The 20806-nt window shown below is 42.1% G+C and carries 21 protein-coding genes; 15 read left to right on the top strand and 6 right to left on the bottom strand.

Annotated features, from left to right (window positions below):
- Window positions 1-138 precede the first annotated feature (138 nt).
- The 3 genes from mecA (at window position 139) to pepF (ending at window position 4336) form a co-directional block, all read left to right on the top strand.
- On the top strand, window positions 139-798 hold the full coding sequence (gene mecA, locus NST31_RS02825; protein ID WP_077112431.1) for an adaptor protein MecA: 660 nt from the start codon (window positions 139-141) through the stop codon (window positions 796-798).
- A gap of 304 nt (window positions 799-1102) precedes the next feature.
- Window positions 1103-2449 (top strand): competence protein CoiA family protein, encoded by a 1347-nt coding sequence (locus tag NST31_RS02820; protein ID WP_339163761.1) that lies wholly within the window; start codon window positions 1103-1105, stop codon window positions 2447-2449.
- Window positions 2450-2515: 66 nt separating this feature from the next.
- Window positions 2516-4336 (top strand): oligoendopeptidase F, encoded by a 1821-nt coding sequence (gene pepF, locus NST31_RS02815; protein ID WP_339163758.1) that lies wholly within the window; start codon window positions 2516-2518, stop codon window positions 4334-4336.
- 1893 nt (window positions 4337-6229) lie between these two features.
- On the opposite strand, the gene NST31_RS02810 is transcribed toward pepF, so the two are convergent.
- The 4 genes from NST31_RS02810 to NST31_RS02795 form a co-directional block, all read right to left on the bottom strand.
- On the bottom strand, window positions 6230-7060 hold the full coding sequence (locus NST31_RS02810) for a ClpXP adapter SpxH family protein (RefSeq protein ID WP_077110296.1): 831 nt from the start codon (window positions 7058-7060) through the stop codon (window positions 6230-6232).
- Window positions 7060-7461: a globin gene (locus NST31_RS02805; RefSeq protein ID WP_077110295.1), complete on the bottom strand. Its 402-nt coding sequence runs from the start codon at window positions 7459-7461 to the stop codon at window positions 7060-7062. Before NST31_RS02805 ends, NST31_RS02810 begins: the two co-directional genes overlap by 1 nt.
- A 128-nt stretch (window positions 7462-7589) precedes the next feature.
- Entirely contained in the window at window positions 7590-8225 is a 636-nt protein-coding gene (locus tag NST31_RS02800; protein WP_339163754.1) for a lytic transglycosylase domain-containing protein, read from the bottom strand.
- Window positions 8226-8231: 6 nt separating this feature from the next.
- Window positions 8232-8825, bottom strand: coding sequence for a CYTH domain-containing protein (locus tag NST31_RS02795; protein ID WP_339163751.1), 594 nt, complete (start codon window positions 8823-8825; stop codon window positions 8232-8234).
- A gap of 135 nt (window positions 8826-8960) precedes the next feature.
- Between NST31_RS02795 and NST31_RS02790 the strand changes: the two genes are divergently transcribed.
- Genes NST31_RS02790 through NST31_RS02780 form a run of 3 tightly spaced genes read left to right on the top strand, consistent with a single transcriptional unit; the run spans window position 8961 to window position 11331 of the window.
- Window positions 8961-9602 carry a GTP pyrophosphokinase family protein gene (locus tag NST31_RS02790; RefSeq protein ID WP_077110293.1) on the top strand — a complete coding sequence of 214 codons (642 nt, stop codon included), beginning with the start codon at window positions 8961-8963 and terminating at the stop codon, window positions 9600-9602.
- Window positions 9603-9622: 20 nt separating this feature from the next.
- Window positions 9623-10423 (top strand): NAD kinase, encoded by an 801-nt coding sequence (locus tag NST31_RS02785; RefSeq protein ID WP_077110292.1) that lies wholly within the window; start codon window positions 9623-9625, stop codon window positions 10421-10423.
- 11 nt (window positions 10424-10434) lie between these two features.
- Window positions 10435-11331 carry an RluA family pseudouridine synthase gene (locus NST31_RS02780; protein ID WP_339163747.1) on the top strand — a complete coding sequence of 299 codons (897 nt, stop codon included), beginning with the start codon at window positions 10435-10437 and terminating at the stop codon, window positions 11329-11331.
- A 2-nt stretch (window positions 11332-11333) separates the two neighbouring features.
- Here NST31_RS02780 and prpE read toward each other — a convergent pair whose 3' ends face one another.
- On the bottom strand, window positions 11334-12071 hold the full coding sequence (prpE, locus tag NST31_RS02775; RefSeq protein ID WP_339163745.1) for a bis(5'-nucleosyl)-tetraphosphatase PrpE: 738 nt from the start codon (window positions 12069-12071) through the stop codon (window positions 11334-11336).
- Window positions 12072-12207: 136 nt separating this feature from the next.
- Here prpE and mgtE point away from each other — a divergent pair, with 136 nt between their 5' ends.
- The 4 genes from mgtE to NST31_RS02755 all read left to right on the top strand — a co-directional run bounded on the left by mgtE (window position 12208) and on the right by NST31_RS02755 (window position 16954).
- Window positions 12208-13581, top strand: a complete 1374-nt coding sequence (gene mgtE / locus NST31_RS02770; RefSeq protein ID WP_339163744.1) for a magnesium transporter — start codon at window positions 12208-12210, stop codon at window positions 13579-13581.
- A gap of 23 nt (window positions 13582-13604) precedes the next feature.
- Window positions 13605-15455: a monovalent cation:proton antiporter family protein gene (locus NST31_RS02765; protein ID WP_339163741.1), complete on the top strand. Its 1851-nt coding sequence runs from the start codon at window positions 13605-13607 to the stop codon at window positions 15453-15455.
- A 77-nt stretch (window positions 15456-15532) separates the two neighbouring features.
- Complete coding sequence (fabI, locus tag NST31_RS02760; protein ID WP_339165466.1) at window positions 15533-16315, top strand: enoyl-ACP reductase FabI; 783 nt, start codon at window positions 15533-15535, stop codon at window positions 16313-16315.
- Window positions 16316-16429: 114 nt separating this feature from the next.
- On the top strand, window positions 16430-16954 hold the full coding sequence (locus NST31_RS02755) for a CotO family spore coat protein (RefSeq protein ID WP_339163739.1): 525 nt from the start codon (window positions 16430-16432) through the stop codon (window positions 16952-16954).
- Window positions 16955-16999: 45 nt separating this feature from the next.
- Here the strand turns inward: NST31_RS02755 and NST31_RS02750 are convergent, their stop codons facing one another.
- Window positions 17000-17512 carry a CotY/CotZ family spore coat protein gene (locus tag NST31_RS02750; protein WP_077110297.1) on the bottom strand — a complete coding sequence of 171 codons (513 nt, stop codon included), beginning with the start codon at window positions 17510-17512 and terminating at the stop codon, window positions 17000-17002.
- 199 nt (window positions 17513-17711) lie between these two features.
- Between NST31_RS02750 and NST31_RS02745 the strand changes: the two genes are divergently transcribed.
- The 5 genes from NST31_RS02745 (at window position 17712) to spoVAE (ending at window position 20746) form a co-directional block, all read left to right on the top strand.
- The gene (locus tag NST31_RS02745; protein ID WP_077110285.1) at window positions 17712-18068 is read left to right on the top strand and encodes a DUF1360 domain-containing protein; all 357 of its coding nucleotides are present in this window, start codon (window positions 17712-17714) and stop codon (window positions 18066-18068) included.
- Between the two features lie 317 nt (window positions 18069-18385).
- On the top strand, window positions 18386-18871 hold the full coding sequence (locus NST31_RS02740; protein WP_077110284.1) for a YhcN/YlaJ family sporulation lipoprotein: 486 nt from the start codon (window positions 18386-18388) through the stop codon (window positions 18869-18871).
- A 10-nt stretch (window positions 18872-18881) separates the two neighbouring features.
- Window positions 18882-19358: a stage V sporulation protein AC gene (gene spoVAC / locus NST31_RS02735; protein ID WP_077110283.1), complete on the top strand. Its 477-nt coding sequence runs from the start codon at window positions 18882-18884 to the stop codon at window positions 19356-19358.
- Entirely contained in the window at window positions 19358-20374 is a 1017-nt protein-coding gene (gene spoVAD / locus NST31_RS02730; RefSeq protein WP_077110282.1) for a stage V sporulation protein AD, read from the top strand. Before spoVAC ends, spoVAD begins: the two co-directional genes overlap by 1 nt.
- Window positions 20375-20389: 15 nt before the next feature.
- Window positions 20390-20746, top strand: coding sequence for a stage V sporulation protein AE (gene spoVAE, locus NST31_RS02725; protein WP_077110281.1), 357 nt, complete (start codon window positions 20390-20392; stop codon window positions 20744-20746).
- Window positions 20747-20806 lie beyond the last annotated feature (60 nt).

Below are 20806 nucleotides of genomic sequence, written 5' to 3'. Positions count from 1 at the left end.
CCTTTTCCATTTATTTATCATAAAATAAGAAGTACAAGGGGAAGACTATTACTTACTGTATTTAAGTCCTGATGGTTGGTCTCCGGGAAGTAAGATCCCTTCACCTTACTACCCTATTATAGAAGGGGGAGTTGTATGATGGAAATTGAACGCATTAACGAAAATACGGTGAAATTTTACATTTCATATGTCGATATAGAAGAAAGGGGCTTTGATCGCGAAGAGATATGGTACAATCGCGAAAAAAGTGAAGAGTTATTTTGGGAAATGATGGATGAAATTCATCATGAAGAGGAGTTTGTCCCAGAGGGGCCGCTCTGGATTCAAGTGCAAGCTTTGGACAAGGGCTTGGAGGTCCTCGTTACAAAAGCCCAGCTTTCCAAAGATGGCCAAAGGTTTGAATTGCCGATTCCGGATGACAAGCTTAAGGACTTGCCGATTGATGAAAGAATCGAGGAGTTTTTGGACCATCATCTTCATCTGAATCAATATGACCGTTCGGAAGATGACTTGCTCGAATTTGTTCTCCTCTTTAATGATTTTGATGATATCCTTGATTTGGCAAGAACGCAAACTACGAGTGATTTGGACACAAAGCTTTTTTCATATGAAGGCAAATATTTCCTATATGTTAAGTTCCCGGATGAGGAATATGATGAAGAAGAAGTTGAAGACATGTTAAGTGTTCTTTTGGAATATGGGCATGAATCGTCCTTTACGATTCATCGTTTGCAAGAATACGGAAAACAAATCATCAGCCAAGACGTATTTGCCACATTAAATAAACATTTTTCCTAACTGAGCCGATTTCTTGCAGAAATCGGTTTTTTTATAGGTTGTACATGGAGTCGTCCAAGTTATAACAAATAAATAATACGATAATTTCGAAGAGGGAAGCCGTTTTATTTTTGTATCAAGTCGCTAAATAGTACAGAAAAATGTGAAAAACAAGGAAGATTTGCTCGCAGGCACTTTGATCTATTTTGAAGACGGTGTTTAATGGCCACTCGAAAAACTACTATTCTATCGAAAGCTTCGAAAACTTAAAAATTCGTTAGTATATTTTGCGATGAAATGAAGTGAAGGGAAAGGGTATTGCCAGATGAAAGCGAGCAATTTTCATAATCATTGGACTTATGCTATAATGTTGAACAAATGGACTCCAACGTTTATTCGTCCATTTTTTAAGTCCAAAGAGTTGAAAGGAAGTGTTAATCTGTTCACAGCAGTTAATGAAAAGGGAATGGCGGTTAATCTTGCAGAGATGGAACGCCGTCATGTAGGTAAGTTGCGAAACATCCGCTTCTACTGCCCCGTTTGTAAAGAGCCCCTCGTCCTGAAGGCAGGATCTGTCCGTATTCCCCATTTTGCCCACCGTATCAAATCCCAATGCTTCACAACAGAACCCGAAAGCGCCCGACATCTCCAAGGAAAGAAAGATTTATTTCGATTTTGTCTTAAAAACGGCTATGAATCTACTTTAGAACAGTATCTCCCCGAAATTCAACAGCGTCCCGATGTTTTGGCCATTAGAAACGGGAGGCGCTATGCAATTGAGTACCAATGCACCCCCATTTCTATCCGTTCCATACAACAAAGGTCTGATCGTTACTTAAAGATCGGCATTACGCCCATATGGATTATCGGCGGTTATCCATTTGTGAAAAAACTGAAAAACTCCGTCTATGAGCTTACCGATTTTTATTGGTCCTTGACGAAAAGAACCGGTGCAGATATCACCTTAATCGGCTACGAACCTGTAGACAGCACCCTGTTTGTATTATCAAATTTGGCTCCTTTCACCTCCAAAAAAGTATTTGCCCGCCTGGAAAGTATCCCACTCAACAACTGTCGCATTCCTTTTTACATTCAAGACCAAACGGCTTCTTTTCCGTATCTACATTGGTTGAAGGAAAAGAACAAGTGGATTCAACAAAAAGTCAGATATGGAACAATTGTTCATGGAAGTTTTCTTAAAAACGTATATAAATCGGGGAATAATCCTTTTTTATTGCCGGCTGTATGCGGCCTCCCGGTTCCGTATATGGAAAGCTTTGCTTCCGCTCCGATGATCTGGCAGTTTTATGTTTGGATCGATTGTTTGCAAAAATTACCTTTTGGCAAAAAGATTTCTTTAAAATACGTCCTGTATAAACTTGGACGGCGGATCGATCGTGAAGATGTTCTTTTACGACAGTTGCCGTTTCACGACTATCGCAATTGGGAAAAGGCCGTCGCTTTTTACTTGCGGCTGCTCGTTCATTTGTCATATTTGCGAATTGCGGGGGAAGACTTATTTGTAAAGCGAAAAATGATCAACAGCTTGAAGCATACGGAAGATCGGACAGAGGAGGAATATATTTTTAAAGTTCTCATCAAAAGTTCCTACACAAACAAAATAAATAAAAAAAACAAGCAATGTTTCCTGTTTGGGGAGCAGGAAAAATGAATATTTAAATAGAATGATTATAACATGGGCGGAATTTCGCATTACAACTTGAATGGAGGATAACAGATGACAGAGCAGAATAACGTAAAAACTCTTCCAAGCCGATCGGAAGTGTCGGAAGAATTAACATGGAGATTAGAGGATATATTTGTGACGGATGAGGAGTGGGAAAAAGAGTATGCTGCCATCCAGCAAAAGATGAAAGAAGCGCAACAGTTTAAAGGGAAATTGGGCGAAAGTGCGGCAACATTGTATGAAGCGTTGCAATTTCAATCAAAACTGTCGGAACGAATGGGTAAACTTTATACATATGCTCATATGCGCAACGATCAGGATACGACGAATACACATTATCAAGGGATGAATGCCCGGGCGGAAAGCTTGTATTCACAATTAACCAGCGCTTTTTCATATATCGTTCCGGAAATACTCAATATCGAAAAGGAACAGCTTGCGCAATTTTTAAAAGAAGAACCGGCATTACAATTGTATGAGCATGCGCTAAACCGTATTAACCTGAAGCGCGGGCATGTGTTGGACGCAGAGCAGGAGGCGCTTCTTGCCGAAGCCTCGGAAGTAATGGGGGCATCAAGCACCACATTCAGCGTGTTAAACAACGCAGACCTTGAATTCCCGGTCATAAAGGACGAAGAAGGAAATGATGTGCAGCTTTCGCATGGAAATTACATTCGTTTTCTGGAGAGTCGGGATCGCTCCGTCAGAAAAGAAGCATTTATGAATGTGTACCGCACGTACGGAAAATTTAAGAATACATTTGCCAGTACTTTAAGCGGTTCTATCAAGCAGGATAATTTTTATGCCAAAGCGAGAAATTATCAAACGGCAAGGCAGGCAGCTTTGGCAGCCAACAACATTCCTGAAAAAGTATATGACAATCTTGTATCAACGATCAATAACAATCTGCACCTGTTGCAGCGCTATTTGAAACTCCGCAAACAGATTTTGGGACTGGAACAGTTGCATATGTATGATTTATACGTACCGCTTGTAAAAGAAGTCGACATGAAAGTGACATACGAGGAAGCGAAAGACATTCTCCTTTCCGGCCTTACTCCTCTAGGAAAAGAGTATGTCGGGATCTTGCAAGCAGGATTTGAAAACCGCTGGGTGGATGTTGTGGAAAATAAGGGGAAACGAAGCGGTGCCTATTCTTCGGGCGCATATGGCACGAATCCTTATATCCTCATGAATTGGCAGGATAACGTCAACAACTTATTTACATTGGCACATGAATTCGGGCACAGTGTGCACAGCTACTATACAAGAAAAAACCAGCCATATCCATACGGCAATTACTCCATATTTGTCGCGGAAGTGGCTTCTACATGCAATGAAGCACTACTTGGAGATTATATGCAAAAAGCGACTGCTGATAAACAGGAGCGTCTATATTTGATTAACCATTACTTGGAAGGCTTTCGTGGAACCGTTTTTCGCCAGACGATGTTTGCGGAATTTGAGCATGTAATCCACCAAAAAGCTCAAGAAGGGACTGCCTTAACCGCAGACTTCCTTACAAAACAATACTATGAATTAAACAAAAAATATTTTGGCGAGGACCATATCCATATTGACGAACAAATCGGGCTTGAATGGTCGAGAATCCCCCATTTTTACTATAATTATTACGTTTATCAATATGCTACAGGATTCAGCGCCGCAACTGCATTAAGCAAACAAATATTGGAAGAAGGTGAAACAGCTGTCGGGCGATATATCAACTTCTTAAAAGCGGGCAACTCTGATTATCCGATCGAAGTGCTCAAACAGGCAGGGGTTGACATGACAACAACAGAGCCGATCGAAGCGGCATGTAAAGTGTTTGAAGAAAAACTGAATGAAATGGAACAACTGTTAATGTCCTAATACGCAAGTAGGATCAACAACGAGGCTAACTATATAAAGTCAATACTGTTATTGGTGAATTCCATCCATTTTCTAAGTGAAAATTAGGCATGACAAAAAAGCTCGATGCTTCAAAAATGTAAATTAGGATCATCGAGCTTCTTTATAAACTTCATCAGTTTTCAATAATATACGAGGCCGGGACACAACTAAATCAGCTGATGAAAAAACGAACAATAAAGTGAAACTTCATTCAGTAGGGCTTCTACTGAATGTTAGTTGAACCAATCGGGCATTTAGGTGCCGTTATCTCCTACTTAGACATTTTGTATTCACTCAAGATTTTGATGTGGGAGTTTTACGGCACCTTACATGCGGGATAAAGTGAAACTTCATTCAGTAGGCGTTTTTTTCCATCTCCTACTGAATGTTAGTTGAACCAATCGGGCATTTAGGTGCCGTTTTCTCCCACTTGGACCTTTTGTATTCACTCAAGATTTTGATGTGGGAGTTTTACGGCACCTTACATGCGGGATAAAGTGAAACTTCATTCAGTAGGCGTTTTTTTCCAGCTCCTACTGAATGTTAGTTGAACCAATCGGGCATTTAGGTGCCGTTTTCTCCCACTTGGACCTTTTGTATTCACTCAAGATTTTGATGTGGGAGTTTTACGGCACCTTACATGCGGGATAAAGTGAAACTTCATTCAGTAGGCGTTTTTTTCCAGCTCCTACTGAATGTTAGTTGAACCAATCGGGCATTTAGGTGCCGTTTTCTCCCACTTGGACCTTTTGTATTCACTCAAGATTTTGATGTGGGAGTTTTACGGCACCTTACATGCGGGATAAAGTGAAACTTCATTCAGTAGGGCTTCTACTGAATGTTAGTTGAACCAATCGGGCATTTAGGGGCCGTTATCTCCTACTTAGACCTTTTGTATTCACTCATGTTTTGAAGTGGGAGTCATACGGCACCTTACATGCGGGATAAAGTGAAACTTCATTCAGTAGGCGTTTTTTTCCATCTCCTACTGAATGTTAGTTGAACCAATCGGGCATTTAGGTGCCGTTTTCTCCCACTTGGACTTTTTGTATTCACTCATGTTACGGCACCTTACATGCCGGATAAATTGTCCTAGTGTATCATACGCAAGCTTTTAGCGTCGTCAACATAGTGCGGGAATAGCTCGAGCTGAAGATCACGCAGGAAAGCGACCTTTGCTTTCTGAGGAAGCTGAAGAGACCTGCGGAAACTGAAATATGTTGACGTAGTGATGATGGGGATTTTTTTACACAAATAAACCGAACAATTATAATGAATTGTTCGGTTTTTGCTTATGTCCCAGCCTCGTCGGCATTATGGTTATTGAAAGCCTTTAAATTTGTTGCGGTTATTCAAATATGAAAAAAACACTAAAATGGAAAGGAATAAAATGGGAGAAGATATATACAGTGGTATTAACCGGATTAGAGCAAGCATTTGTACAGAAAAACTGATTAAAAAGAAAAGAATCATTCCGGCTATATATGCCTTTCGCATCTTTTGAAATCTCTCCTTTCAGTTATACGAGAGCTTATTTAGAGGAAGCGTCTGTTAACAATGAGTATTCATTGTTGTCCCATTTTATACGAAAAAAGAAAGGCCGTCTCGGCCTTCCTCGAAAGTAAAATATAAAACTTGCTTTGTCCTGCTCCGGGCAGGAAGTCTAGTACCGCGCGCAACCATCAAAGGAAGCAGCATGGCCGTGAATCATACACGCCGGGCTTTTCGGAAGATGCGGCTATGAAAGGCGGCTAGCGCTGTTGGTTGCCGTCCTTGTCTTGGTACGCATTTTGCAGATGCTGTACATCTGTTTTCATGCGATACATACGCCAGGCTCACCATTACCGATGCTCCGTAATGAACGAAGCGCTCCTATTGTTCATATGCAATATATTTCCAATAAGAACCGTTCTGTGTTTGAATTCTTTTCACTCTGCGCTGTAATTGCAGCTTTTTCATTTTTCTTTCGATTGTTTGGAAAGGCATATCATAGATCATGGCCAAATCCTGAGTGGATATCATCGGATTTGCGGATAAATAGAGCTCCAGCGGCGGAAGCTCTGTCGGCTGGACGTACCCGCCAAGCATCTCCGTTAAAATATGGACATAAATATCATATGAATACAGGCCGCTGATTTTAAGGCCTTCGTCCTCTATGCGCTCGTTGAAAAAGACGATAGCCGGCATTTCTGCCACATTCATCTCAGTAGCAATGATGACATCACACTGGAACGCTCTGGCCGCGCTCGATGAATACAGATCGCGCAGAAACTCTTTACAGTCCAGCCCCACATGATCCGCGCATTGTTCCAAAACATACAGGTCTGTAATATCCTCCTGTTCCATAAAAAGCAGTTCTTGAAGCCGACGCAGATAGCGTATTCCAGCCCTTTTTCCTTGCAATTCGGCTGCCTTGATGCTGATGGCGGCCAAATGGGGCATATGCTTCATTTTTTTGGAAGGAGTCGATGAGTTTGTCAGCTGTTCTTTTCGGTTGTTTAATTTACACGAATTTAAAGCCGTTAAATCGCCAGCTAAAACATGCTTTATTGTGAAGTAATCTCCGTATTGTATTTGAAGTTTTTTTACAATGGGCGAAAGCATCCAGCAGTCCATACAAAACGGATCTACAAACACATACATTTCTACAGGCTTGTTTTGCATATATTTGGCTTTAAGTTCTTTCTGGGATTTCCATTCCATCACGGCACTTCACCTTGCACCTTATCAGGACTATTTACCATATGGTTGGCGGTCAATGCAAGCCGGGAAAAAAAGTGCTCCCGAATGGGACTATCGAGCTTTACCTCATCCATAGCGGCCGACATGCAAGACAACCAAGCCTTTGCCCTCCGTGGAGTAATTTCATGAGGCAGGTGCCGGGCACGCAACATGGGATGTCCGTGCTCTTCTGTATATAATGGAGGTCCCCCCAAGAATTGTGTTAAAAATTGCTTTTGTAATCTGGCTGTTTCGGTTAAGTCTTTAGGAAAAATGGGGATGAGTTCGGGATGATTTGCCACCCTGCGGTAAAAGGCGTCCACAAGGGAAGAAAGCTTTTTTTCCCCAATTGCGTCATACGGCGTCATGCGCTCTTCAACCATATGAATCGCTCCTTTTTCTAAAATGTATGTACATTGTAACAACGTGTAAAAAATAACTCAAATAAATAGCCTTTTTGGAAAAAAAGGGAATTGAAATAAATAAAACCCCTGTGTAAAGGAACAGGGGTTTAACTGTAAAATGATTCGGTTACTTTTCTTACATAATTTTGTGTTTCTTTAAATGGCGGGATACCTCCATATTTGTCGACGTTTCCTGGTCCCGCGTTATAAGCTGCCAAAGCGAGCCTTATATTTCCATTATATTTATCCAGCATGTTGCGGATGTACTTGCTGCCGCCCATAATATTTTCCAAAGGATCGAATATATTCTTAATGCCCAGGCCGCGGGCGGTTGCGGGCATCAACTGCATCAATCCGGAAGCGCCCGCTTTGCTCACCGCGTTCGGATTAAAATTGGATTCATGGCGAATAATGGACTTAATCAGCTTTGGCGGGAGGTTATATTTATTTGCCGCGGCGTCAATCATTCCTTCCAAGCTGTTTATGTGCTTCATGTCAACCGCTGGCAGCGGTTTGTTTGTTTTCGTCTGCACTTGATTCTGAGCCAATGAATGAATGAGGCCAAGCGTGTTCATTTTTTCGGGATTCTTCGCCGCTTCAGCCATCACATTGTTTATAGCTTCCCCAAGCAAACTGCTGAACGCCTCGGTTGAATCTTGTAGCATGTGGTTGGCCGTTTGTGTTGTCAATCTTCTCAGTGTCTGCAATTCCATTAACAAATTTATTTCACCAAGCTTGTTCAAGCCTATTCACTCCAAATATGTAAATTTCGCATCATAAAGTCTCTTAATTTTATTATCGGCTTTTTTAGTAGGAATGTTAAGCTCGTTTAGTAATTGGAAGAAAAATTTTTTCCCTTCATCTAGTTTGCCTTCAGGAATTTCGTATTCCACTTCAAAATCTTCTCTCCCCAAGTACAGACTATGGTCAAATTGCAGGCATCCTGGACCAAATGGCCTTTCCGCCCGTCTCGTCTCAAGCGAACCGAAACAGATGAGCCAGTTGGGATTAATATCAATTGCCGCCAATTCTGCTTTCACTTCGCCTTCGGGGAACATTTGTTTATGTAAGCATGCATTGGCTTCAGCGGGTGATATCTCTTGATTGATTTCCAGCAGTCCAATCGTCTCTGTTTTCTTTTTTAATGTCAGTTCATAAAGGTGATCCCTGTTTCTGATTCTCAGTGCCGCCGCCTTTTGTTTCAGCAAAAATGTATCCGTATCAAAGTAATGATTCACCTGTTTGGCAAAGTCATCCCTTGTTATGTGAAAAACGCTTAGCAGTAATTCAAAATGTTCTTTTGTGACCATGTTTTTAAATTCGATTTCAATATGTCTTCCCAAAGTTTCATCGTCCTTTCCCTGTCTATGTTTTATTATGTGCTGTTTGTCCGGGTTGTCAATGTTCAGTAACAGGGCTTTGTGCTAAAATGGGTTCATGTAATGAGAATCAGTGTCTGTTTTTAGAGGTGATTTGCATTGAATCAGTGGGACCAATTTTTATCTCCATATAAACAAGCCGTTGATGAGTTAAAGATTAAATTAAAAGGGATGAGGGCACAATTTGTCGGAGAACATATTCATTCTCCTATTGAATTTGTTACCGGGAGGGTAAAACCCGTCGCAAGTATTCTTGTTAAAGCGAATTTGAAAAACATCCCTTTGGAAAAGATAGAAACGGAAATGCAGGACATTGCGGGTTTGCGCATCATGTGCCAATTTGTCGATGACATTAAGACGGTCGTGCACTTACTTAGACAAAGAAACGATTTTCGAATCGTAGAGGAAAGAAATTATATTTCCAATAAAAAACCGAGCGGATACCGTTCATATCATGTCGTGATTGAATATCCCGTTGAAACGATCAATGGCGAGAAGAAAATTTTGGCGGAGATTCAAATCAGAACATTGGCCATGAATTTTTGGGCAACAATCGAACATTCACTCAACTATAAATATCAGGGGGAGATTCCCGAAGACATTAAAATAAGGTTGCAAAAAGCCGCCGAAGCTGCATTTCGTCTTGATGAACAAATGTCGCAAATTAAAGAAGAAGTTCAAGAAGCGCAAGTATATTTTACAAAAAACAAAGAAGTTTTTGAACGGACTGACAGAAATTAACTTGGAGAGGGTGGAGACGTTTGAGATTCACAGTCATGTCAAAAGGAGATTCGACTTCAAATGCATTAATGCAAAAGATGATTACATATTTACAGGATTTTGAGCTGATCTATGATGAAGAGCAACCGGATATCGTCATTTCGGTCGGTGGTGACGGGACCCTTTTACATGCATTTCACCGCTACAGTTCACGGTTAGATAAAACGGCTTTTGTCGGGGTACATACCGGCCACCTCGGATTTTACGCAGATTGGCTTCCGGAAGAAATTGAAAAACTGGTGATCGCCATTGCCAAAACCCCCTACCAGGTAGTGGAGTATCCGCTCCTTGAAGTGATCATACGTTACAGGCATGGAGGAAAAGAGACGAAGTATCTCGGATTAAACGAATCAACCGTGAAAAGCATGGAAGGAACGCTCGTAATGGATGTGGAAATCCGGGGGGAACACTTTGAGCGGTTCCGCGGCGACGGTCTTTGTGTATCAACCCCATCCGGAAGCACGGCGTACAATAAAGCGCTCGGTGGAGCTATTATCCACCCGACGTTGCACGCCATCCAGTTGGCCGAAATGGCATCGATTAACAACCGGGTATTCCGGACAGTCGGCTCTCCGCTTATTTTACCGGCGCACCATACGTTAATGTTAAAACCGGTCAATACGAATGACTTTCATGTCACAATCGATCATTTAACGGTCATGCACCGGGATGTGAAATCAATTCAATTCCGAGTCGCTGATGAAAAAGTGCGCTTTGCACGTTTTCGCCCCTTTCCTTTTTGGAAGAGAGTGCATGATTCGTTTATTTCAGACGAAGGATGAGCTAACACGATATGCGACAATATAAGCTAAGCTGGATCGTGAAAAGCAGCGAAAAACAAAAAACAATTAAACAGTTTCTAGTGGAAAAACAGATCTCGCGGAGAGCCCTGACCAAAATAAAATTTCAAGGCGGCTCCATTAAAGTAAACGGGATAGAGAAAAATGTCCGTTACGTGTTGAAGTTTGGAGATAGGCTTGAGGTGGAATTTCCGGAGGAATCCAAAAACAAACAACTCACAAAAGAAAACATTCCTCTTGACATCCTTTATGAAGACAGGGACCTATTGGTCGTCAATAAGCCGCCCCAAATGAACACGATACCTTCCAGAGAACATCCGGGAGGCAGTATTGCCAATGCACTGGCCTATTATTATGAACAAAAGGGGATATCCGCCGCCGTTCATATTGTGACGAGACTTGATCGAAATACATCCGGCTTGTTACTCGTGGCAAAGCACCGGCATGCGCATCATTTATGTAGCATTTTACAACAGAAAAACGAAATCGCCCGTTCATATGAGGGCGTTGCTTCAGGTGTCTTTAGCAAGAAGGAGGATGTCATTGATGCCCCGATTGGGAGAAAGCTTTCCAGCATTATCGAACGTGAAGTAAGAGATGACGGAAAGCGGGCGGTAACAAAATACGAAGTATTACAACAGTTCCATGACGCGGCGCATGTGAAAATATGGCTGGAAACGGGACGGACCCATCAAATTAGAGTCCATTTTTCTTACATAGGCCATCCGCTTTTGGGGGATGAACTATATGGAGGGCCGACAGTTTTGATGAAGCGGCAGGCGCTTCATTGCAGTGAATTGCGGTTTTTTCATCCCTTTTTACATAAGGAACTACACTTTAATGCGCCGCTTCCTCTTGATCTAAAACAAGTGCTTCATTTACTGGAATAGGCTTACTCGTCAAATGTCTGGAATTTTTCTTTTACAAAAGGCATCGTTGACGGAACGGAAACAGTTGTCATTTCGGGATACCGAAATGCTGTTAATGCTCCCCCAAAAACAGCGCCGGTGTCAATATTGATGGTGTTTCCGACCATGCGCGGTGTATGGACCGGCGTATGGCCATAGACGATAAAGGGTTTTCCCGTATATGATTTGGCCCAGTCTCGGCGGACAGGCATTCCGTCAGGAAGAACTTCGCCGGTAATATCTCCGTAAAGCACAAATGTTTTGACCTTATTGTTCGACTTGCCGATCATTTCTTCTTTAATACCGGCATGGGCAATCACGAGATTTCCGTCAGCCAATACTTGATAAAGCGGGGCATTTTCATATAATTCCATGAACTTTTTTTTATAAAGAAGTCTTTTTTCCGTAGAAAGGCTGTTTAATTCGGCCACCGTCGTTTCCAAACCATGAGCTATTTTTACATTTCTCCCCAGAAAATAGCGGTATAGTTTGTTACAATGATTGCCTGGAACATAATAGGCTTTATGATCTTTCCATAGCCCCCAAACTGTATCAATTACTTTTAAAGAATCGGGTCCCCGATCAGTCAGGTCTCCGACAAAGCCCAGGACTCGCTCCGGATGAACGGGCTTGTCATTTCTCCATGTATAACCAAGGTGTTCAGTAAGATTTTTTAATTCTCTGTAACAGCCATGAATATCGCCTATAATATCGATTTTCACCTGCATCACCTTTCTTTACATCATAAATTGTAACGAACAGAAATGATTTATTGCAAAAAAATGAATGATATAAGCGACAATTGATAAAAGATTTGTTAGGATAATGAATACGAATGGGAGAGGAGGCGTGTCGACAATGGAACTACATGATGACGAAATGGAACAAATAAACGAAGAGTTGCTGCTGCATGCTCTCGCAAAGAATGATATTAAGCAGTTCAGGGAAAACTTCCTAAAACTGCATCCATACGACCAGGCAAAGTTTTTTATGAAAATTGAATTCGACGATCGGCTGAACATCTATTATTTCTTATCACCGAAAGAAGTGGCGGATTTCTTTGAAGTTCTTGATATAGAAGACCAGGAATATAAAGATATTTTGGCTGAAATGGAGCCGAATTATGCTGCCGACATGCTTTCCTTCATGTACACCGATAATGCGGTAGATGTGTTAAATAAGCTTGATAAACGCCAGGCAGTCAGCTATTTAACGATTATGAACAAGGAAAGCGCGCAAGAGATCAAAAATCTTCTGCATTATGAAGAATCTACCGCCGGAAGTATTATGACGACGGAATTTATTGCCATTTCCGCCAATCAAACGGTCCGTTCGGCCATGCATATTTTAAAAAATGAAGCACCTACTGCCGAGACGATTTATTATGTCTATGTTGTCGATGATGACCATCGGCTCGTCGGAGTCATTTCTCTTCGTGACCTGATCATCAGTAATGACGATGCGATGATAGCCGATATGATGTCCGACCGTGTCGTATCTACGACTGTCGATGAAAACCAGGAATCCGCCGCGAAGCAAATGAGGGATTATGATTTGTTGGCACTGCCAGTTGTCGATTTTCAAAATCATTTATTAGGGATTATTACCGTTGATGATATCATTGACGTTATTGATGAGGAAGCGTCTGACGACTACTCTAAACTCGCGGGTGTATTTGATGTTGACACCGTTGATAAAAGTCCATTTACCGCAGCGAGAAAACGACTTCCTTGGCTGATCATCCTGCTGTTTCTCGGTATGTTTACAGCGAGTCTTATCGGCAGGTTTGAAGCGACATTGAATGAGGTTTCCATTTTAGCCGTATTTATTCCATTGATCGCTGGAATGGCCGGAAATACGGGGACCCAGGCCTTGGCTGTCGCCGTCAGGGGAATTGCCACTGGTGAATTGGAAGAAGAAAGCAGGTGGAAGCTTGTACTGCGGGAAGCGGGAACAGGCCTGATTACCGGTTCTATTTGCGGTATTATGGTTTCCATTATCGTATATCTTTGGAAAGGGGAACTGTTTCTTGGTTTTTTGGTGGGGGTCTCCATTCTGGCTTCTTTATTTGTTGCCACCTTGGCAGGTTCCCTTGTTCCTCTTTTGATGCATAAGTTAAAAATTGATCCCGCAGTTGCATCGGGACCATTTATTACAACGATGAACGATATTACATCAATCTTGATTTATTTTGGCTTGGCGACGTTATTCATGGGCTATCTCGTCCATTAATGCTTGAAGCGGGGTGTGAATATATGGAAAATGAATCTTCTTTGCTTTCTCTCGTCATTGTCCTGTTGGTCGCTTTTTTTACTCCGCTTCTGCTCCACCGTTTGCGGCTCTTTTTTATTCCGGTCGTGATCGCTGAAATCGTTATGGGGCTGATTATCGGAAAAAGTGGATTTAATTTGATTCAGCATGATATGTGGCTGGACACGCTATCTGTATTGGGCTTTATCTTTTTAATGTTTTTAAGCGGTTTGGAAATCGATTTTTCTGCTTTTAAAGGAAATCAGCATAAGGAACTGGCGAACGGAAAGAAGGAACCCAACCGCTTGGCGGTTTCCTTCACTGTTTTTATAGGCATTTTCCTTATTTCGCTGTTGCTAGCGTTTATCATGAAAATGGCCGGGTTGATGGAAAATGTCTTTCTCATGACGTTGATCATCTCCACGATTTCCCTCGGTGTCGTTGTACCCACTCTAAAAGAAGCGAATCTAATGAAGACAAGCATTGGCCAAATCATTCTGCTGATAGCGGTCATTGCGGACCTTGTCACGATGATTTTATTGTCCGTTTTCGTTTCACTGTCAAGTGAAGGCGGCGGCCAAATGTGGCTTCTGCTTATTTTGTTTGCCACTGGGGTTTTCTTTTACTTTATCGGCGCCCGTTTTAAGAATAAATATGTCATCCCGCGCCTTTCAAGGGGAACAGTGCAGATCGGGACGCGGGCAGTATTTACGCTCATTATCGTGTTGGTCGCATTATCTGAGTCGGTAGGGGCGGAAAATATTTTGGGGGCTTTTATCGCGGGAACCCTTGTTTCTTTGCTTAACCCGAACAAGACGATGGTTCGGCAGTTGGATTCCTTCGGATATGGATTTTTTATTCCCATATTTTTTGTCATGGTGGGAGTAGACCTTGATTTATGGACTTTGTTGAACAATAAAGATATGCTTTTATTGATTCCGCTTTTACTCCTTGCACTATTTATATCTAAATTTATCCCGGTGCTGTTTTTAAAGCGTTGGTTTGATACAAAAACTGTCGTAGCGTCTTCTTTTTTACTAACGTCGACATTATCCTTAGTCATTGCGGCCGCAAAAATCGCGGAACGGATGAATGTCATTTCGCATGAAATGAGCGGAACTTTGATATTGGTGGCGGTTATTTCATGCATTGTAACACCTATTTTATTCAAAAAATGGCTTCCGAAAGAAAACGGGGAAGAAAGAAAAACACGCGTCGTATTTATAGGTGCCAACCAGCTTACCTTGGCGGTTTCAAAAGAATTAAACAGATCTTTGTATGACCTTTCACTCATTCATAAGAAAGTTGAAAAAGCAGATTCACAAACGACTAATTCTGTTTTTGACATTCATGAGGTGGAAGGATACGACGAGGACATTCTGCAACAAGAGGGAGTATTCGAAGCGGACATTCTTTTTATCTCAACAGGAGATGAAGAGTTGAATGCTGTCATCGCCATGGCGGCAAAGGAGCGGGGGGTAGAAAGGGTCATCGCCAGAATTGAAACCCCTGATCTGGGCAAGCCGCTGGCAGAACAGGACATTGAAATATTTTCAACGATCCTTTCGACAACCGCTTTAGTCAAAGCGTTAATTGAATCGGCTAATATCGCCAAAATCATGACAAATCAGGATACGGCCTTACATGAGATTGAGATGCTGAATCCGCATTACCATAAGATGACTTTACGGGAGTTTCCGTTTACGGGGGATGTTATTATCGTCCGAATCTTCAGGGGAGTCGATTCCATTGTTCCCCACGGCGATACGGAGCTGCTTATGAACGACCGTCTTGTTGTGACCGGTTCTTCCCAATATGTGGAAGAATTAACTCGTGAACTTCAATTTAAGGAATAATATCTTTACAGAATAAAAAGCGCTCATGTATGATTAGTACTAGGTGCTAATAACACGTTATCATTAGGAGGTCATCAATTATGTTGTCATTGGACGGAAAGACATTTGTGGTGATGGGGGTGGCAAATAAAAGGAGCATTGCGTGGGGAATCGCCAGATCACTGCACCAAGCAGGCGCTCGCCTTGTTTTTACATATGCGGGGGAACGTTTGGAAAAAAGCGTCCGGGAGCTGGCCGAATCGTTGGAAGGTAATGAACCTATCGTTTTGCCATGCGACGTAACAAAAGATGAAGACATTGAAGAATGCTTCAGCAACATTAAAGAAAAGGTAGGGCCGATTCACGGGATTGCCCACTGCATCGCATTTGCCAATCGAGAAGAGCTGGTGGGTGAGTATTTGAATGTCACTCGCGATGGATTTCTGCTTGCCCATAACATAAGTTCGTACTCGTTAACAGCGGTTGCCAAAGCAGTACAAAAGCTCCAGGCAATGCCTGAGGGAGGAAGCATCGTCACGATGACGTATCTCGGTGGAGAGCGGGTAGTCACCAATTATAATGTGATGGGTGTGGCTAAAGCCTCACTTGATGCGAGTGTTAAATATTTGGCCAGTGATCTCGGTAAATACGGCATTAGGGTGAACTCTATCTCTGCCGGCCCGATCCGCACGCTGTCAGCAAAAGGAATCAGTGATTTTAACAGTATTTTAAAAGAAATTGAGGAAAAAGCGCCACTCAGAAGAACGACGACACAGGAAGAAGTGGGAGATACGGCATTATTCCTGTTCAGCGAATTATCGAGGGGTATTACCGGCGAAAACATTCATGTTGATTCTGGATACCATATTATGGGAAATTAATATAAAAAACTGCCGCATTTTTGATGCAGCAGTTTTTTTTGTTGCACAAGTATAAACTTCTAAATCGGGATGTGCATACGCTATTATGAAACAAATATTTGAGGGGTGTTCCTAATGGATCATAAACCAGTGACGAAAAAGCCTTTACTTTTTATAAATCAGCCAAAAATGAAAGAGCCTCTGGGACAAATGCAATCCAGCTTCACTTTTTCACCTGAAAAACCGGTCCAAATACCAGATTCAACACAAGTTGAAAAACATCCGGTTCAAAAAACAGATGAACGAGATTCAGTTCAAGAAAACAAAAGAAACAGGAAAAGAATCTCCGTTGAAGAACAGTCGCTTATATTTGAGGAGCCTGTCAAAGAGGTCCCAAAGCAGCCGGAATCATCTGTCAATCAGCAGCCTTCAAAAGGGTTACAGCCGGTAAAGTCGTTTCCAAGCATGACAATTGATGAAAAACTAGATTATATTTTTTCAAGCCCGCAATTTTACTATTGCGCTTTTAAGACTAAAGACAGCGAATTTGTTGGGAAAATAAAGGAGCTTCATCAAGACAACATTCTGATCATGACGACAAAAGGAATTAGGCAAACGATCGAGAGACAAGATCTTGTTGCGATCCGGATTATCGGTTAGAGTAAAGGACGGAATGGAGAGGGGGTCCATTTCCGTCCCAAACATTTATTCACAAATTTCCAAATCCACGTCGGCAATACATTGTACTGCACAGAAGCAGTGAAGATCTACTGTAATACAGCTGTTGCTTGCACCCCAGCTCCTTACTTCGCAAAGATCATGATGGTTGATATGCCCACTTGGTGTTAAAATATCAACGACAGTTTGACGGTCTTTTTTCAATGGAATCAGAACCCGCAGCGTGGCACAACAATTATCAAAGATTTCTTCAACTCGGAAAAAGACGGAAACGCATTTACCGTGATGACCTCTGAACAGTGCTTTAAATAATTCGCCATTTTTATTCGTCAATGTGAATACGCGTGTATCGGCATGCATTCGGCCTCTTACACCCAATTCACCGAGAGGTTCGATGAAGCAATTTGTCGTACACCTTTCGCATTCTTCTTCAACAGCCTGATCTTGAATATCCTTGATCGCCTTTACAACCTGGCATACACAATTTAATTTGCACCCACAGTCTTTTTTCCGATCATGATGATGGTGATGGTGTTGCATCCCCATTGATTCAACCGAAGAAGACTCTCCTCCAAATGTCATGGACGATGACTCCATTTCTTCAAAGCTCATAAATCAAATTCCTCCTTTAATTTAGTGTATATGGTCATTTACATTAACAACATATTAATGGGTAGGTAAATGAGTAACGGACAATCGCCTGTATTGCATAAAATAGGCAAAAGGAGTGGTTGGGGACATGGATATTTCCTGGATGGAATTGGGATTGCTCAGCTTGGCCATATTCCGCTTAACAAGGCTTTTTGTGTATGACGAAATTATGGAATGGTTGAGAAAGCCTTTCATGAAGGAATATGAAGAGGAGAATGAAGCGGGAGAAAAAGAAGTTTATTATATGCCTATTGAGCGCGGATTCAGGGGTTGGGTCGGATCGCTTCTGAGTTGTTATTGGTGTACCGGCGTCTGGATTGCTGCTGGATTATATGTATGTTACGTCAGCGCCCCCATTATTGCGGAACCCATTATTGTCATCTTCTCACTGGCCGGTCTTGCTGCACTAATTGAAACGATCGTTCAGGCAATCATTTCGGATTAAACTGGGATTTTCGGAAAGCAAAAATATCCACCGGAACATAAATTATAATAGGGGTGGCAAATCATTCCAAAACTAACCGGGGTGTGAAGGCATGAAAAAAACAAAAAATCCTCATGTAATCAAGCCGGCAAGTAAGAGAAAAAGAAAAAAAGGCTGTGGCTGTGGCTCCCCTAAAAAAAAGCCGCGTTATTATTAATCAAAAGGCTGGATGAAATCTGTTGGTTCATCCAGTCTTTTTTTTATTTCATTTGAACCGTTCATATTTTATGAGGAATGGTGAAAAATAAGGTTACAGTACATTTCTTACGGGGGTTATTATGATTCCATATACAAAAAAGCCATTTATATTGATCATATTCGCTTTCATATTCTTGACAAGTTGTTCTTATGATGGCGGTAAAGAGCATGAAAAAAGCGATACGGCACTGTTCAAAACGACAAAACCCGCACCGGTGGAACTGAAAAAAAGAGAAGAAAAAGATTCTATTGCCTACCAAGTGCGCAAAGATGTTTCCAAGGTGGATGAAATTTATGATGTGGCTGTTTTGGAAGGCGACAAACAGATTGTAGTCGCCTACAAAGTGAAGCATCTGAATCGCTTTCGAATGAAGAGTATTGAAAAAAAAATTACGGACAAATTAAATAAAAAATATCCTGGTGATGATTTCATTGTTTCAAGCGACTATAAAATTTTTCTTGAAACAGTAAGGTTAAAAGAAGATTTGGATGGCGCGAACATGTCGAATGAAGAAGCTGAAAAACGCTTTAAGAAAATCATCAAACTAAAAAAAGAAATGACTTAGGAGCATCAGCATGTCAAGCAAAAATAAAACGAAAACACCCAATCAAATCAAATACGAACAATTGCAGAGCAAGCATGAAGAAAAGCGCCCCATTTTCAAAAACTGTGTTCGGGCTTTCTTTGTCGGCGGAAGCATTTGCGTCATTGGCCAGGCAATTACATATTTTTACATTTACTATTTCGATTTTACCGAACAGACTGCTGGAAATCCAACTGTCGCCACAATCGTCTTTTTGGCCATGTTGCTTACCGGTTTTGGCATGTACGACAGGATGGGACAATTCGGAGGAGCAGGCAGCGCGGTGCCGGTTTCCGGCTTTGGAAATGCCGTCATTTCATCGGCGATTGAACATCGAACAGAAGGCTTTGTGTTCGGTGTTGGCGGAAATATGTTTAAATTGGCCGGATCGGTTATCGTCTTTGGCGTTTTTTCCGCCTTTGTCATTACATTGATCAAAACGATATGGATTACATGGGGGGGATCGTAATGCTTACAGGAGCCCAAACATGGGTTTTTAAAACAAAGCCGGCTATCATATCCACCGGAACTGTAGGAGGACCGTTTGAAAAAGACGGCCGCTTGGCAAAAGACTTCGATAAGTTTCATCAGGACTTATGGATGGGAAAGGATTCTTACGAAAAAGCGCAAACAGTTCTCCTCGAAGATGCGGTCGATATTGCCCTGAGAAAAAAAGCATTAAAAGAAGACGCTATTCAATTTTTTTTGGCCGGCGATTTAATCAACCAGATAACCCCAACGAGTTTTGCCGCCAGGAAGAATCAAATTCCCCATTTAGGACTGTTCAGCGCCTGTGCCACTGCAACACAAGGGTTGGCCCTATCCGCCATGATTCTCGATAATGATGGAGCAAACTATATTTTAACTGGAGCTTCAAGCCATAATGCTTCTGCAGAAAGGCAATTTCGTTATCCGACAGAGTATGGAGGGCAAAAGCCGCCGACTGCACAATGGACGGTTACTGGCGCGGGTGTTGCATTGCTGAGCAAGGGACAGGGACTCAACAGCCCCCACCCCCGGATTGTCTCTGCAACGATTGGAAAAGTGGTGGATATGGGATTAACAGATCCCTACAATATGGGAGGAGCGATGGCGCCCGCAGCAGTAGACACGATTACGCGCCATCTTTTTGATTTGAACATCGACCCCTCTTATTATGATCTTATCTTGACGGGCGATTTAGCCAAAATCGGCAGAGCCGCAGCCCTTGATTTGCTTCATCAGCAAGGGCTGAAAATGAAGGAAGAACAGTTTCTTGACTGTGGTTTGATGATTTACAGTGAGGAACAGGAAGTCTTTGCCGGTGCCAGCGGACCGGCATGTGCAGCAGTCGTAACTTATGGGCATATATTAAACGAAATGAGCAAAGGAACTTACAAGAAAGTTTTATTTGTGGCGACAGGAGCGCTTTTATCCCCGTTGTCATATCAACAGAAAGAGACCATTCCATGCATTGCGCATGCTGTTGGAATTGAATGTATGTGATGAGGAGGTAAACGGATGCTAGCAATGTTTTTTTGGGCTTTTGTGATTGGCGGCTCCATATGTGTAATTGGACAGCTTATGTTCGATGTAGCCAAGCTAACACCGGGACATACATTAAGCATCATGGTTGTGGCCGGGGCAGTTCTTGCCGGTTTTGGGCTATATGAGCCACTCATTGATTTTGCAGGTGCCGGAGCAACCATTCCTATTACTAGCTTTGGAAATTCACTCGTAGAAGGAGCGATGCAAGAAGCGAAACGACATGGGATTATCGGGGTGATAACCGGCATGTTTGAAGTCACATCTTCGGGTATTTCGGCTGCCATCATATTCGGTTTTCTCGGGGCTCTTATTTTTAAACCGAAGGGATAAGCGGATAGATACTGGGCATTGCCCCGATCTTTTGAATTTGGTTTTCCTGACTTCACCAAA

Source organism: Siminovitchia sp. FSL W7-1587 (assembly GCF_037963795.1).
In the GTDB taxonomy this organism is placed as follows: domain Bacteria; phylum Bacillota; class Bacilli; order Bacillales; family Bacillaceae_C; genus Siminovitchia; species Siminovitchia thermophila.
The sequence above is the reverse complement of the archived record's forward strand: the minus strand, read 5'-3'. Positions and strand labels throughout refer to the sequence as shown.

Excerpts from the sequence above, each read along its gene's own strand:
- mgtE (WP_339163744.1), top strand. The coding sequence starts at position 12,208 with ATGGAACTACATGATGACGAAATGGAACAAATAAACGAAGAGTTGCTG.
- NST31_RS02820 (WP_339163761.1), top strand. The coding sequence starts at position 1,103 with ATGAAAGCGAGCAATTTTCATAATCATTGGACTTATGCTATAATGTTG.
- pepF (WP_339163758.1), top strand. The coding sequence starts at position 2,516 with ATGACAGAGCAGAATAACGTAAAAACTCTTCCAAGCCGATCGGAAGTG.
- NST31_RS02755 (WP_339163739.1), top strand. The coding sequence starts at position 16,430 with ATGGATCATAAACCAGTGACGAAAAAGCCTTTACTTTTTATAAATCAG.
- NST31_RS02750 (WP_077110297.1), bottom strand. The coding sequence starts at position 17,512 with ATGCAACACCATCACCATCATCATGATCGGAAAAAAGACTGTGGGTGC.
- NST31_RS02765 (WP_339163741.1), top strand. The coding sequence starts at position 13,605 with ATGGAAAATGAATCTTCTTTGCTTTCTCTCGTCATTGTCCTGTTGGTC.
- NST31_RS02805 (WP_077110295.1), bottom strand. The coding sequence starts at position 7,461 with ATGGTTGAAGAGCGCATGACGCCGTATGACGCAATTGGGGAAAAAAAG.
- NST31_RS02745 (WP_077110285.1), top strand. The coding sequence starts at position 17,712 with ATGGATATTTCCTGGATGGAATTGGGATTGCTCAGCTTGGCCATATTC.
- spoVAE (WP_077110281.1), top strand. The coding sequence starts at position 20,390 with ATGCTAGCAATGTTTTTTTGGGCTTTTGTGATTGGCGGCTCCATATGT.
- NST31_RS02780 (WP_339163747.1), top strand. The coding sequence starts at position 10,435 with ATGCGACAATATAAGCTAAGCTGGATCGTGAAAAGCAGCGAAAAACAA.
- NST31_RS02740 (WP_077110284.1), top strand. The coding sequence starts at position 18,386 with ATGATTCCATATACAAAAAAGCCATTTATATTGATCATATTCGCTTTC.
- mecA (WP_077112431.1), top strand. The coding sequence starts at position 139 with ATGGAAATTGAACGCATTAACGAAAATACGGTGAAATTTTACATTTCA.
- spoVAD (WP_077110282.1), top strand. The coding sequence starts at position 19,358 with ATGCTTACAGGAGCCCAAACATGGGTTTTTAAAACAAAGCCGGCTATC.
- NST31_RS02810 (WP_077110296.1), bottom strand. The coding sequence starts at position 7,060 with ATGGAATGGAAATCCCAGAAAGAACTTAAAGCCAAATATATGCAAAAC.
- spoVAC (WP_077110283.1), top strand. The coding sequence starts at position 18,882 with ATGTCAAGCAAAAATAAAACGAAAACACCCAATCAAATCAAATACGAA.